Annotated in this window: 11 protein-coding genes; all 11 read left to right on the top strand. The window is 45.4% G+C overall.

The genetic code is table 11. From position 1 onward, the window contains the following. Window positions 1-141: 141 nt before the first annotated feature. The 11 genes from EGI32_RS06730 to EGI32_RS06780 all read left to right on the top strand — a co-directional run bounded on the left by EGI32_RS06730 (window position 142) and on the right by EGI32_RS06780 (window position 13,992). Window positions 142-2,367 carry an ATP-binding protein gene (locus EGI32_RS06730; RefSeq protein ID WP_255154619.1) on the top strand — a complete coding sequence of 742 codons (2,226 nt, stop codon included), beginning with the start codon at window positions 142-144 and terminating at the stop codon, window positions 2,365-2,367. Window position 2,368: 1 nt separating this feature from the next. Beyond that, window positions 2,369-4,402: an ATP-binding protein gene (locus EGI32_RS06735; RefSeq protein WP_255154620.1), complete on the top strand. Its 2,034-nt coding sequence runs from the start codon at window positions 2,369-2,371 to the stop codon at window positions 4,400-4,402. A gap of 20 nt (window positions 4,403-4,422) precedes the next feature. Next, the gene (locus EGI32_RS06740) at window positions 4,423-5,871 is read left to right on the top strand and encodes a sensor histidine kinase (RefSeq protein WP_255154621.1); all 1,449 of its coding nucleotides are present in this window, start codon (window positions 4,423-4,425) and stop codon (window positions 5,869-5,871) included. Window positions 5,872-5,879: 8 nt separating this feature from the next. Then, window positions 5,880-7,271, top strand: a complete 1,392-nt coding sequence (locus EGI32_RS06745; RefSeq protein ID WP_255154622.1) for an ATP-binding protein — start codon at window positions 5,880-5,882, stop codon at window positions 7,269-7,271. Window positions 7,272-7,282: 11 nt separating this feature from the next. Next, window positions 7,283-7,660, top strand: a complete 378-nt coding sequence (locus EGI32_RS06750; protein WP_255154623.1) for a response regulator — start codon at window positions 7,283-7,285, stop codon at window positions 7,658-7,660. Beyond that, entirely contained in the window at window positions 7,657-8,688 is a 1,032-nt protein-coding gene (locus EGI32_RS06755; protein ID WP_255154624.1) for an adenylate/guanylate cyclase domain-containing protein, read from the top strand. Before EGI32_RS06750 ends, EGI32_RS06755 begins: the two co-directional genes overlap by 4 nt. A gap of 103 nt (window positions 8,689-8,791) precedes the next feature. After that, window positions 8,792-10,252 carry a YitT family protein gene (locus EGI32_RS06760; RefSeq protein ID WP_255154625.1) on the top strand — a complete coding sequence of 487 codons (1,461 nt, stop codon included), beginning with the start codon at window positions 8,792-8,794 and terminating at the stop codon, window positions 10,250-10,252. Between the two features lie 323 nt (window positions 10,253-10,575). Further along, window positions 10,576-11,223: a hypothetical protein gene (locus EGI32_RS06765; RefSeq protein WP_255154626.1), complete on the top strand. Its 648-nt coding sequence runs from the start codon at window positions 10,576-10,578 to the stop codon at window positions 11,221-11,223. Between the two features lie 128 nt (window positions 11,224-11,351). Continuing rightward, window positions 11,352-12,167: an endonuclease/exonuclease/phosphatase family protein gene (locus EGI32_RS06770; RefSeq protein WP_255154627.1), complete on the top strand. Its 816-nt coding sequence runs from the start codon at window positions 11,352-11,354 to the stop codon at window positions 12,165-12,167. A gap of 785 nt (window positions 12,168-12,952) precedes the next feature. After that, on the top strand, window positions 12,953-13,498 hold the full coding sequence (locus EGI32_RS06775) for a helix-turn-helix transcriptional regulator (RefSeq protein WP_255154628.1): 546 nt from the start codon (window positions 12,953-12,955) through the stop codon (window positions 13,496-13,498). An 83-nt stretch (window positions 13,499-13,581) separates the two neighbouring features. Beyond that, complete coding sequence (locus EGI32_RS06780; protein ID WP_255154629.1) at window positions 13,582-13,992, top strand: hypothetical protein; 411 nt, start codon at window positions 13,582-13,584, stop codon at window positions 13,990-13,992. The last annotated feature ends 89 nt before the right edge of the window (window positions 13,993-14,081 follow it).

The raw sequence follows: 14,081 nt of genomic DNA on the forward strand, positions 1-14,081 counted from the left end.
GTGCAGGATCGGAAAACGTGGGGTACACACTCATTCCCTTTTTCCGGAACATTGCAAAGGCCACAACGGGGAATTGAAAGTAGCAACCGAAGAAGAAAAAGGTATCACATTCACGATCATTTTACCAACAAATAATTCCTGATGAGATCATGCTGTTTATATATCGTTTTATTGTTGGTTTCTGTTCATACGTTGGCGCAGCAGGCTTTTCAGCTGAAAGAGTTGCCCAAAGCGGAAACCTTGCTCACGGGCTGGAAAATGTATGCGGGTGATGATCCGCGATTTGCTGATCCGTCTTTTGATGACAGTAAATGGCAGCCTGTTGATCTGAAAAGAGATGTAGCAGAATTTTCTGAATTTAAAAAAACGGGTATCATCTGGGTACGTTTGCAACTCAGTGTAGATAGTGGAGTGGCCGTGAATCAACTCGCTGCACACGTTGCCCAATACAGCGCTTCCGAAATTTACCTGAACGGTAAACTGATCAAAAAATACGGAACGGTAAATGCCGATCCCGCAAAAACAGTGGCTTACCTGCCTTCCGGTATGCCGTTCGATCTCAACCTTATCCCCGGAAAAAGCAATGTGATGGCCGTAAGGCTGGCCTGGCAAAAAAATATCCCTTACATCTCTTACCTGAATGAATCTTTGCCGGCCTTTAATTTTTTTATAGATGATAAAGAAAATGCTGTAAAGAGTTATGAGCATTCGCAATGGCATACGAAGATGTACATTATCATTTTCAGTATCAGTTCCGGCACAGTACTGATCATTGGCTTCATTTACCTGTTATATTTTTTATTCGACAGGAGCCAGAAATTGCATTTGTATTATGCACTGGCAATGTTGGCGCAATGCCTGAATGCTTTACCGGTAGAGGTTTTCGGCACAGACCGCTTTGGTGTGCTGGGTCCACTCATGTGGGTGTTTTTTGCGGAAGCGGCGGCTTACACACTCAGTATGTTCTTCATCGTGTTGACGATCTACACCATTTTCAATTATCCTTACCGGTTATTCTTTAAGATTGTGTCTGTAGTCAGCATCATACTTGTAGTAAGCATGTATTGGTATGGCACGAAGTCATTTTTTATCATCTCCTATATATATCCGGCATTGTATCTTTTTACCGCTGTATACGCCTGCATCTGGGCGATGAAGAAAAAGAAACGGGATGCCGGTATCCTGCTGGCGGGGTTGTTGGTATTTGCGCTCACCACACTTTTGTCGGCGGTGATCACGATCAACAGCATTTTTGCACAATTGTTTTTTTACATTTCTCAAATGTTCTTCCCCATCGGGATGTCTTTTTATTTAGCGATACAAAGTTCGCTGCGCAGTAAACAATTGCAGGCAAGCCTCGAAGATGTTCAGACATTATCGGAAAAAAACCTGGCGCATGAACAGGAAAAACAATTGTTGTTATCTAACCAGAATACGCTGCTGGAGTTACAGGTAAATGAACGCACGGCTGAACTGAACAAATCTTTGATTGATCTCAAATCCACGCAATCGCAATTGATACAGGCGGAAAAAATGGCTTCACTCGGCGAACTCACCGCCGGCATCGCTCACGAAATACAAAACCCGTTGAACTTCGTCAATAATTTTTCGGAAGTAAGTAATGAACTCATTGATGAAATGAATGAAGAATTGGAAAAAGGTGATATCGGAGAAGCGAAAGCGATCTCAGCGGATATCAAACAAAATCTTGAAAAAATAAATCATCACGGAAAACGTGCCGATGCCATTGTAAAAGGCATGCTGCAACACAGCAGCAGTAAGGGCGGACAGAAAGAACTGACTGATATCAATAAATTGGCAGACGAATATTTACGACTGGCCTATCATGGATTGCGGGCAAAGGATAAATCTTTCAACGCTACTTTGAAAACCGATTTCGACGAAACCATTGGTAAGATCAACATCGTTCCGCAGGATATGGGAAGGGTTTTGCTAAACCTTATCACGAATGCTCTTTACGCAGTAAACCTCCGGGGTTTTCAAAAACCCGGAGGTTTACTCCCAACCTCCGGGCGTTTGAACGAATCAAACACTCCGGGGTTAGAAGAAAACCCCGGAGGTTTACTTCCTTACGAACCCACCGTTACAATAACGTCTTCCCGTCTTCCCGGCAAAACCCCTGGAAGCATTTTAATTTCGGTGAAAGACAATGGCAACGGCATTCCACAAAACATCATCGAGAAAATCTTCCAGCCCTTCTTCACCACCAAGCCCACCGGGCAAGGAACTGGCCTGGGTTTGAGCCTGGCGTATGATATTGTGAAAGCGCATGGCGGGGAATTGAAAGTAGAAACGGAAGAAGGAGCAGGGACAACATTTATCATACAACTGAACGGAACCAATTGATATGAAAAAAATTATATTGTTATTGCTGTTATTCACTTTGCTTGGCAATGCATTTGCCCGGCAAAATCCCGAGCAACTTGTGCGGCATAAAGTTGATTCTATTGTTACACTTGTAGCAAAGGAGAAAAACGAAAAAGGCAAGGTGGATCTGCTGCTGTCCATATACACGGTGTCGATAGATGCATATCCGGTATTGTTATTGGAAACTTACCAAAAGCTCTATACGCTTGGCATCAACAACAAGGACAAGATCATAGAATCAAGCGCATGGAGCATGGGAGGACAAGGTTATCGGCTTGCAGGTAATTATGTAAAAGCACTCGAATGCCATTACAAGGCTGTGGCTTTGGCCAGCCAAACAGGCAATGCCAACTTATTAAGTTATGCCAGAAACCAGATGGCTCATATTTATAAGGATCGGCAGGAGAATGAAAAAGCTCTGGCGTTGTACCGGTTAGCAAGTGATGGAGTGATGAATAGCCGAAACACAAATACCAGCTGGTGGGCATACATGAATATGGGCGCTGTATACCTGAATATGCTACAGCTTGATTCGTCTTTATTTTATTCACAAAAATCGCAATCACTGATCCCGTCATCAAATCTTAAAGAGACTACATACTGTTATATTTTATCAAACATCGCCAGTGTGTATAGCCTTAAAGGTGATCCGGCCAAAGCCATGATATATTTTGATTCAGCATTGCATATAGCAGAAATTGCGAGATCGCAACGCTACATTAATTCAGTCAGCGTGGCCATAGCCGATCATTATTACAGGTATAAACAATTTGATTCCAGCGCAGCGTATGCGAAAAAGGCAATCGAAATATTAAACGGAACGATGCTCAGCAATTTTGCGCTTAGTCCTGCAAAGATGCTGGCCCGTTTATATGAAAACAACCAGGCAGATAGTGCTTTAAAATATTGGAAAGTGTACATGGCAGCGAACGATAGCCTGTATAGCATACGTACGAACCAGCAGCTAATGATGATGTCTTTTGAAGAAACGCAGCGCCAACGTACAATTGAAGATGAAAAGAGAGTTTACCGCAATAAAGTAATTACAACATTATTGATAACAGGCTTGTTGATATTTTGCCTGGTAGCACTAATACTTTATCGTAATAATAAACAAAAACAAAAGGCAAACTCGGCACTGGCTGCTACTTTGTCTGAACTTAAAAGCACTCAAACTCAACTGATCCAGGCGGAAAAGATGGCCAGCCTCGGCGAGCTTACTGCCGGCATTGCACACGAGATTCAAAACCCGCTGAATTTTGTTAATAATTTTTCTGAGGTAAATAAAGAATTGCTCGAGGAAATGGAAGACGAAATTGCAAAAGGGAATTATGATGAAGTAAAAGCCCTTGCCACCGATATAAAAGATAACGAACAAAAAATAAATCACCATGGCAAACGTGCCGATGCGATCGTGAAAGGAATGTTGCAGCATTCGAGGTCGTCTTCAGGCCAAAAAGAGCTTACGGACATCAATGCTTTGTGTGATGAATATCTGCGGTTAAGTTATCATGGCTTAAGAGCGAAAGACAAATCTTTTAACGCGACATTAAAAACAGATTTTGATCAAAGTATCGGAAAAATAAATATCATTCCCCAGGATATGGGCAGGGTGGTGATGAATTTGTTGACGAATGCTTTTTATGCGGTAAACCTCCGGGGTTTTCAAAACCCCGGAGGTTTGCTTTCAACCTCCGGGCGTTTGAACGAATCAAACACTCCGGGGTTAGAAGAAAACCCCGGAGGTTTGGAGGTATACGAACCAACCGTTTCCATCCATACAAAAAAGAAAGATCATTCCATTGAAATAACCATCGAAGACAATGGCACCGGCATTCCGCAGGAAATAATTGAGAAGATTTTTCAGCCGTTTTTTACCACCAAACCAACCGGTCAGGCCACAGGTTTGGGGTTAAGCCTCAGCTACGATATCATCAAGGCGCACCAGGGCACTTTAAGTGTTGAAAGCAAACCATCGGAATATGCGAAGTTTACTATTACTTTGCCTGTGTAAAACCACTCCAGAATATGATAATGCAAGCGATATTTATATTTATCATTTTTAATATACTGCGTAAAACCGCCATCAAAGAAGGCAAACAGCGGGAGTGGGGGCGTATTCTACTGAGTGGAACCATCTTTACGGCAGTACTGATAGTGGTCCATACTATTTATTCGCCATCCCGCACTATCATTAACTGGCTGGCATATGCAGTGCTGGGCGCACAGTATTATGCAGTATTCAAATACAAGGAATTCCGTTCTGTAAAGCCAACCTTGTTTGCTTTTTTACCCATCCTTGGGATCAACTTGCTGGAAGATGTGATACAATTGATCAACCGGCCGTTTTACAAAAAGTGGGACGACTATTTTGAGATAGCCGAGTTGGGCGCTCTTATCTGGATGATCACGATGCTGGTCAGTAATAACCGCCAGAGGAAGGCGCTCGAAAAAGCAAGGCTGAAGGCCGAGGAAAGAGAAAAAGAAATCCAGGTCACGCAAAAGCTGAAAGCAGAACTGGAAGTGCAGGTGCAGGAACGTACCGCGGAAATAACACGACAGAAAGAAGAATTGGAGCAGACGATCCATGAGCTGCAATCTACGCAGGAGCAACTGGTGCAGTCGGAAAAAATGGCCAGCCTCGGTGAACTGACCGCCGGTATTGCACATGAGATTCAGAACCCGTTGAACTTCGTGAACAACTTCAGTGAAGTGAGCAACGAGCTGATCGCTGAGATGGTGGAGGAACTGAACAAGGGAGATTTTGAAGAAGCGAAAGCCATCGCCGCAGATATCCGCCAGAATCTTGAGAAAATAAACCATCATGGCAAACGCGCCGACGCGATCGTAAAAGGAATGTTGCAGCACAGCCGCAGCAGCGATGGTAAAAAGGAACCGACGGATATCAACGCCCTGTGCGATGAATATTTGCGGTTGAGTTATCATGGCTTGAGGGCAAAAGATAAAAGTTTTAACGCCACATTGAAAACGGATTTTGATCCAACTATCGGCCTGGTCAGTATCGTTCCGCAGGATGTGGGAAGGGTGGTGATGAACCTGCTGACAAATGCGTTTTACGCGGTAAACGAACGTAAAGCAAACCCCGGAGGTTTGGTTTCAACCTCCGGGAGTTCATTCGAGTCAAACGCTCCGGGGTTAGCGGAAAACCCCGGAGGTTTTAATTCAACCTCCGGGCGTTTGGATTTGTACGAACCAACTGTTACCGTAAAAACTTGCCTGGTTCCCCCTTCAGGGGGCGGAGGGGGTGTCCTGATCACCGTATCCGACAATGGCGGCGGCATTCCCGCTGATATTAAGGAAAAGATCTTTCAACCATTTTTTACCACCAAACCTACCGGCAAAGGCACCGGTTTGGGGTTGTCGCTGAGTTATGATATTATTGTAAAAGGGCATGGAGGAAAAATGAGCGTGGAAACAGAAGAGAACAAAGGCACCACCTTTATCATTTCTTTGCCAAAATAACACGGAAGATGACAGCAGAACGGGAAAATTTATTGAACGAGACATACCAGAAAATTCTGCGGATAGGTTTTGCATTGGAACCAACCCAGGACCTGAAGGAGTATTTTTCAGAAAAATTGTACATCATCGGGACTACGAAAGATGAAATGATCGATACCCTTCAGGATCTGCAGCAGCTCATCGACCGACAGAAGGAGCAAAGTGCAGGGATGGAAGTAAGCTTTACTACAAAAGAGGTGGACCGGCAATATTATTCCCAGGATACGATGGCTATTGTAACTCACGAGATCATTGCCCGCATTATTATAAGCGATGGACAGGAGACCTCGTTTGATATGCGCTCTTCCGGCATGCTGAGATTTGAAGATGGAAAATGGAAACTATTCTACTGGCATGCGTCCAAACCAGAAAACGTACAAAGCGACGAAGATACTTTTGGCATCAACGAGTGGAAACAAAAGAATGAGGAACTCGAACGGCTGGTGGCTGAACGTACCGCCGATCTTTCGAAGAAAAATGAAGAACTGAAAGCTACGCTCGACCAACTGCAGGCAACACAGACCCAACTGATACATTCTGAAAAAATGGCTTCGCTGGGTGAACTCACGGCGGGCATTGCACACGAGATACAAAACCCGCTGAACTTTGTGAATAATTTTTCGGAGATCAATAAAGAATTGCTGGCCGAAATGAATGAAGCCATCGCCGGTAAAGATTATGAGGAAGTGGAAGCGCTGGCAAAAGACATCACAGAGAATGAAGAAAAGATCACGCATCACGGCAAACGTGCCGATGCCATCGTGAAAGGGATGCTGCAACATTCCAGAAGCAGCAACGCCATAAAAGAACCCACGGATATCAACCAGCTGGCCGATGAATACCTTCGCCTGGCATATCACGGATTGAGGGCGAAAGACAAATCGTTTAACGCCACGATGAAGACAGAGTTTGATGAAACCATCGGCAAAGTGAATGTCATCCCGCAGGACATCGGAAGAGTTATTCTGAATTTGCTCACAAATGCATTCTATGCAGTGAATGAACGTAAAAACCCCGGAGGTTTTCTTTCAACCTCCGGGAGTTTGAATCAATCAAACGCTCCGGGGTTAGAAGGAAAACCCGGAGGTTTGCCTGAGTACGAACCAACCGTAACTATTAAAACCTTACGTACCGCAGGCAAAGAAATACAGATCAGTGTAAGTGACAATGGTGGCGGTATTCCACGATCGACGCTGGACAAGATATTCCAGCCATTCTTTACCACCAAGCCTACAGGACAGGGAACAGGCCTGGGCCTGAGCATGAGCAATGATATCGTTACCAAAGGCCATGGCGGTACATTGAGCGTAAAAACAAACGAAGGGGCCGGTACCACATTTACTATCACTTTACCCGAATAAAAACAAAAGCAATGAAAATTTTAGTTGTAGATGATGAGCAGGATGTGCAGGTGTTGTTTCAGCAACGTTTTCGCAAAGAAATAAAGAGTGGGGAAATGCAATTTGATTTTGCTTTTTCCGGCGAAGACGCCATCAAATACCTGAACGAACATGAGCAGGAAGCAGTACTCATTTTGTCCGACATCAACATGCCGGGTATGAGTGGGTTGGAATTGCTCGGGCATATCAAACAAAAATATTTAAAGCCACCACCGATCGTGATGATGATCACCGCGTATGGGGATGCAGAAAATTACAACATGGCCAAGCAACTGGGGGCAGATGATTTCCTGACCAAGCCGGTGGATTTTAATTTATTGAAAGAAAAACTTAAACCTATTTCTCAATGACCAAGATATTAGTAGCGGATGACGAAGCGGATCTGGAAGTGCTTATCAGGCAGAAATTTCGCCGTAAAATAAGGGAGCAGGAATATGAATTTGTATTCGCGGCCAATGGCAATGAAGCATTGGAAAAAATATCACAAAACCCGGATGTGGAGATCGTGCTGAGTGACATCAATATGCCTGAAATGGACGGGCTTACGTTGCTCACCCGCCTGAGTACCGGCAACCCGTTGATCAAAACCGTGATGGTATCGGCCTACGGCGATATGGATAACATCCGCGTAGCGATGAACCGTGGCGCTTTTGATTTTGTGACCAAACCCGTAAACTTTGAAGACCTTGAGCTCACGATGGAAAAAACCATCGTGCAGGTACGCCAGGCAAAAGAAACTTTGAAAGCCATCAAAGAAAATAATATTCTCAAAATGTACGTGGATGAAAACGTACTCAATTTCATGGGTACAAGGGAATACGAATCTTCTCTCACGGACAATGAGACCATTGAAGCATCGGTAGCTTTCATCGATATTTGCAGCTTCACTTCCATCAGTGAAAAAGAATCGCCGGATGTGGTGGTGAAAATGCTCAACCAGTATTTTGATGTGATGGTGAAAGAGATCATCGCACAGGGCGGCATCGTGGATAAATTTATCGGCGATTGTATCATGGCGGTTTTTAAAGGGGATTATCATCTCGACAGGGCCATCGATGCCAGTCTGGCCATCAAAAAAACAATTGATGCCATGCCTTCCGATCATCAATTCTTACCCAAAGTGGCCATAGGGGTCAACAGCGGCGAAATGATCTCCGGCAATATCGGCTCGGCTACCCTGAAGCGGCTCGATTATACCGTGATCGGCGATACGGTAAATACCGCACAACGATTACAGAGTGCCGCAAAAGCAAGCCAGATAGTGATTTCAGCAGACTGTTATGAGAAAGTGAAAGGCTCTTTTCAATGCAAGGAACTCGGGATGGTGACGTTGAAGAATAAGGCGCAAGAGGTCTTGCTATACGAGGTGATTAATTAATAATGAATAATTAATAATTAATAATTCATTCCGCCGAAGGCATTAACTTATCCGAACATACTACATTATACATTATCAACTATTAATTATTAATTATTAATTCATGAGATACGAAGAAGTATACTCTTTCCTCATCAACAAATTAGAAACCGGCCTTCCCTCTTTCATCACTTATCACGATGTGGGGCATACCAAACAGGTGATTGCGGCAGCAGAAGAACTGGCTGTGGGGGAAAATGTTACCGGGGATGAACTGACGTTGCTGAAGACCGCGGCCTTGTTTCATGATGCCGGTTTTTTGCAGAACCATAAAAATCATGAAGAGCTGTCGTGTAATATCGCCCGCAAATATTTACCGGAATATGGCTACACTAACGACCAGGTAGAACGTATCTGCACGATGATCCTTTGCACCAAACTGCCGCAAAGCGCCAAAGACCATCTCAGCAAGATGCTGTGCGATGCCGATCTCTATTACCTCGGCGGCGATGATTATGAAGAACGGGCCGAAAAATTATATGCGGAATTCAAACGCAATGGTATCGTGAAGAACCCCACCGAATGGGCGCTCAGGCAAGCCAGTTTTTTATCGCTGCATCATTATTTTACCGAAACGGCCGTTAACAACAGGAACGATAAAAAACTGGAGAACCTGAAAGATCTGCAGCAGCGCATTGCGGCCACCATGCCACATGAGCGCAAGAAAAAAGAATCAGACATGATCTCCGATTTTTTCTTTGTAGCGGTAGGGGTATTAATGGCGGGGTTTGCGCTCAAATATTTTCTGGTGCCCAATCACTTTTTCGATGGTGGTATCACCGGTATCTCGCTGCTGTTGCATGAGCTCTATCATTTCAATCTCGCCGCGGTGATCATCATCCTGAACCTTCCCCTGATCATCATCAGTTCTTATACCGTGGGCAAAAAATTCGCCTTCCGCACATTTCTCAGCGTGATATTATTGGGAGCGTGCCTGGTATTTCTTCCCGGATATTCGCTCACGCACGATAAATTACTCATCTCCATCTTCGGCGGCGTCTTCCTCGGCACCGGCATCGGGCTGGTGATGCGGGGCGGCGCAGCACTCGACGGCATTGAAGTGCTGGCATTGTATACACTCAAACGCACGTCGTTCACCATTACCGAAATTATCCTCGGCATCAATATCCTCATCTTCAGCATCGCGGCGTTTTCATTCGGCATCGAAACAGCTTTGTATTCCGTACTTACTTATTTCTGCGCTACCCGCTGCATCGATTATGTGGTGGAAGGTATACAGGCATTTACCGGCGTAACGATCATCTCCGGCAAAAGCGAAGTGATCAAATACGAGCTGGTAAATAATCTCGGAAGGGGCATCACGGTGTACAAAGGCGAACGTGGTTTCCTACCCGGAAAATTTGATGTGAGTGCCGATGTAGATATCATCTTCACCGTGATCACCCGCCTCGAATTGCGCAAGCTGAAAAACCTGGTCTATGAAGTGGACCCGGCGGCATTTATTTTTGCCAGCACCATCAAAGAAGCAGCTGGCGGGGTGATCAAGCGGAGGCATGTACATTAAAAAACCCCGGAGGTTTTCTTCAACCACCGGGCGTTTGTGCTATAAAAACGCTCCGGGGTTAGGGCAAAACCCCCGGAGGTTTTTCTTCAACCACCGGGCGTTTGTGCTATAAAAACGCTCCGGGGTTAGGGCAAAACCCCGGAGGTTTTTCTTCAACCTCCGGGCGTTTGTATCACTTCTCTGGCGCCAGTGATCCTTCGGAACACTGGCGCCAGAGAAGTAAAGGCTGCTTTGCCATCTGTTCTGCACAAAACAATAAAATATCGCCCCCTTTCGTTATTCCCCTTGGCAAAACCCTTTTTACTTTTAATCCTTCTATCTAAATGAAACTTTCTCCTAAAACCAGCGCTGCCCTGCAATATATTTGCGCAGCAGCCATGTTCATTTGCGCCGCCGGTATGTTATCTGATCGGTCTTACTTAGGCGCACTGGCGCTTATTGTTGGCGCATTGGTATGTATGCCGGTTACCCGCAGCCTGCTCGAAAAAGCCTCCGGCAAAGCGATGAATTCCACTTTACGGTATTCCATAATTGTAGCCGCGTGGTTATCCATCGGTGTATTTGCCAAAGCGGTTCCTGCAGAAGATAAACAACCCGGTGTAGCAAAAAATACAGCGGATACTACCATTACGGTGAAGGCGGATACCACACCAAAAGTAGCCGCGGTGGCCATAGATACTACCCCCTCATTGGTATCGGTGCCGGTAGATACTACTCCTGTATATGCTGCAGCTACTCCTTCCACGCCGGTTGACAATACAGTAGCGACCGATAATACAGACGCAACAGATAATACAGATGCGGTTAATACCTCCACTTCTTCCACCACCACTTCCACCAGCAAGTGGAAGGGCTATGGCAAAAGCAAAACCTCCGGCACCAGTGGCTACACGTTAGGCCCAAGGGGTGGATGTTATTATATCAATGCCAAAGGCAAAAAGGTATATGTGGATCATAGTTATTGTAATTAACCAATTGTAAAATAAATAGATCATTTTTCCTCCATCGTCGCTTACGTCCTCCGCGTCAGTCGTCTGTCGTCTGTCGTCTGCGGTCTGTGGTCAGTCGTCAGTGGTCTTTCACCCTCAAAAACCTGCCCGTGAAACTAATCATCGCATTCCTGTTCCTTTTCGCGGGCAGCCCATCGTATTCCCAACACCTTACAATCGTTTCGTGGAACATCGAGAACATAGGAAAATCGAAATCCGATTCTACGATCGGTGTCATTGCCCATACCATCAGGGGTGCCGACATAGCCTGCATCATGGAAGTGGTAGCGGGGCCGGGTGGGGCACAGGCCATAGCAAGACTGGCGGAAGCCCTCAGCCAGACCGGGACACAATGGGACTACCGCATCAGCGACCCCACCATCAGCAGCAGTTACAAAACCGAGCGCTATGCTTTTGTATGGAAGAAGCACCGCGTAAAGCTGGTAGGCAATGCCTGGCTGGAGCAGCAGTACAGCCAGCTGATAGACCGTGAACCCTATTACGCTACTTTCAATTTTGCCGGCAAAGAATTTACCCTCGCTGCTTTTCATGCCATCACCAAATCGAAACAACCCGAAACGGAGATCAAATATTTCAAATTTCTGCCTGCCCAATATCCCAACCTCAACCTCATCTTCTGCGGCGATTTTAATTGTCCGCAAACCCATACCGTTTTTAACCCCCTCAAAAAAATGGGGTATGCCCCCGTACTCACCCATCAAAAAACATCGCTGCGCCAGCAGTGCATCAACGATGACTGCCTTGCCTCCGAATTAGACAATATCTTTTACGATACCAGTAAAGTGAAACTGCTCAACGCCGGTGTGTGGAAGTTTTATGAATCGATGGAAAGCCTGCAGGACGCCCGCAGGGTATCGGACCATGTGCCGGTGTTTATGAAGTTTGAGCTGATCTATGATCTATGATCTATGATCGATGCCGCCGTCGTCTGGTCTCCAGACCAACGACGTTAGGAAGAAGAAGCCCTCACCTTCAACCTCCCCATCAACCCTCCACCTTCAACCTTCAACTTTCAACCTTCAACCCTCCCCCTTCCCGGCCAACTTTTTTTTATTAAAATTTCCGCACTGCTATTGACTTTCAGGGTAGGTGCTGTCACCCTCCGCACTAGACTCGCACCGGATAAAGTAGTTGTTTTGTGATCAGAAAGCGTACCTGGCCCCTTAACCGGGGTAGAGAAAAAAAATAAAAATTTTTTTGCCCATAAGCTATTCAGTATCAAAACTGTTGGGGGTTGACCAACCGGTTGGCCAACTGGTCTGGCTTTGAACTTTTGTTTTGCTTTGTTCCCGGGTATCAAAAAAAAATCCTGGTAGTCAACAAATGAATTAATTATTGAAAAATCTTTTTAAAAAAAAGTTGATGGTATTTGAAACGTTTTTATCAAAAAGTGGCAATAGTATATGGGGGGAATTTCAGTGTGGGAAAAAAGTCGCCTTTTTCTGCAACGTTTTTGCCAAAATGGGTGAATACTCTAAGACGTTTATTCATTGCTTTAAACAGAAGGGCATAAAAAAGAATGTACCCACCCTTCGTAAAAAAAGGAGGGTAGGTACAAATTGTACCAGGGGAGTAGAAAATACAATGTCCCGGTACAAAATGTACCGGATTAATAAAAAAGATAGGGGGCTGGTACAAAACGTACCAACCATTCATTTAAAAAACAGGGCCGGTACAAAAAGCTGATAGCATGATACAGATAGACGTTTTAAAAAGTTTCAGGCAACGCTTCGGGTTGAGTCAACAGGAAGCAGCTACCATGTTGAGTACTACCCGAAGCCAGATTAAACTGGCCGAAAAAGGAGTGCGGCCGATACCTATTGATGTAGGTATACGCCTGCTCGAATTGGTGCAGCAAGTAGATGCCGGAAAGAACGATCGGCAACCGCAGTTACATATTACCGGGGCAGCAGAGCGCCAAAGTTCTATGCTACTGAGTGAACTGAAAGATGAACTGATAATCACCCGTTCTCAATTGACGGCCACCCATGCACAATTGATCAGGCTGCAACAAGAACAGGAAGTTTTATCTGCCTGTACGCAAAAGAGGGGCGAGTTGATAGACGTGTTGCAACAACAAAAAGTAGATACTGCTTTTCTGAACTGGGGAAGCAACGATATAAAAAGGAAATTAAGCGGCTGCCATGCAGATAAAAAACTCCGCCTGCAGCTGCAAAGAGATTTGCTTTTGGCCAAAGCAAATGTGATATCACAATACCTGGGCACCGGGGAGTAATTAACCCCCTGCCCACCCCGCAAAGGCCACGCGAACCTTTGCGGAAACGGAATTTTATTTTTTTAATCAAAAAAACAACTAACATGAATTACTCATTATTGAAACTGGAAACCATCGAAGCCTGCGACCAGAAACTCGCAGAGCTCACCCTCGAAAAAGAAGACCTCAATGTAAAGAGGGTGCAGCTGGTGCGCAGGCACACCGCCGCCGAAGTAACCGCCCCGCAGGTAACTACACAGATAGCCGAAGTACAGCTGGAGATCAACGGCCTCGACGCCATGATAGCCACCTACCCCGATGGCGACCTTAAAAACGAGTACCTCGCCAAACGCAGCAGCAAAGTAGCCAGGCTCAACGCCCTTACCCAGCGCCTCGAAGGCTTCAACGACATGGCCCTGCTCGACCAGGAATATGAAGTGAACTGCATCGACCGCAGCCTGGTAGAAACGGATGTGTTTATTGCGGCTATCAATGGGCGCAAGGCAGAACTGTAGGATCTATGATCTATGATCTAAGATGTATGATCTAAGATGTATGATCTATGATCTGTGTGGTTCGTTCACTGTCGCCGTCGTCTGGTTCC

Source organism: Ferruginibacter sp. HRS2-29 (assembly GCF_024343615.1).
In the GTDB taxonomy this organism is placed as follows: Bacteria; Bacteroidota; Bacteroidia; order Chitinophagales; family Chitinophagaceae; genus Ferruginibacter.

What these genes read in the sequence shown, in the direction of transcription:
- EGI32_RS06730 (WP_255154619.1), top strand. Translation starts at nt 142, where the DNA reads ATGAGATCATGCTGTTTATATATCGTTTTATTGTTGGTTTCTGTTCAT.
- EGI32_RS06735 (WP_255154620.1), top strand. Translation starts at nt 2,369, where the DNA reads ATGAAAAAAATTATATTGTTATTGCTGTTATTCACTTTGCTTGGCAAT.
- EGI32_RS06740 (WP_255154621.1), top strand. Translation starts at nt 4,423, where the DNA reads ATGCAAGCGATATTTATATTTATCATTTTTAATATACTGCGTAAAACC.
- EGI32_RS06745 (WP_255154622.1), top strand. Translation starts at nt 5,880, where the DNA reads ATGACAGCAGAACGGGAAAATTTATTGAACGAGACATACCAGAAAATT.
- EGI32_RS06750 (WP_255154623.1), top strand. Translation starts at nt 7,283, where the DNA reads ATGAAAATTTTAGTTGTAGATGATGAGCAGGATGTGCAGGTGTTGTTT.
- EGI32_RS06755 (WP_255154624.1), top strand. Translation starts at nt 7,657, where the DNA reads ATGACCAAGATATTAGTAGCGGATGACGAAGCGGATCTGGAAGTGCTT.
- EGI32_RS06760 (WP_255154625.1), top strand. Translation starts at nt 8,792, where the DNA reads ATGAGATACGAAGAAGTATACTCTTTCCTCATCAACAAATTAGAAACC.
- EGI32_RS06765 (WP_255154626.1), top strand. Translation starts at nt 10,576, where the DNA reads ATGAAACTTTCTCCTAAAACCAGCGCTGCCCTGCAATATATTTGCGCA.
- EGI32_RS06775 (WP_255154628.1), top strand. Translation starts at nt 12,953, where the DNA reads ATGATACAGATAGACGTTTTAAAAAGTTTCAGGCAACGCTTCGGGTTG.
- EGI32_RS06780 (WP_255154629.1), top strand. Translation starts at nt 13,582, where the DNA reads ATGAATTACTCATTATTGAAACTGGAAACCATCGAAGCCTGCGACCAG.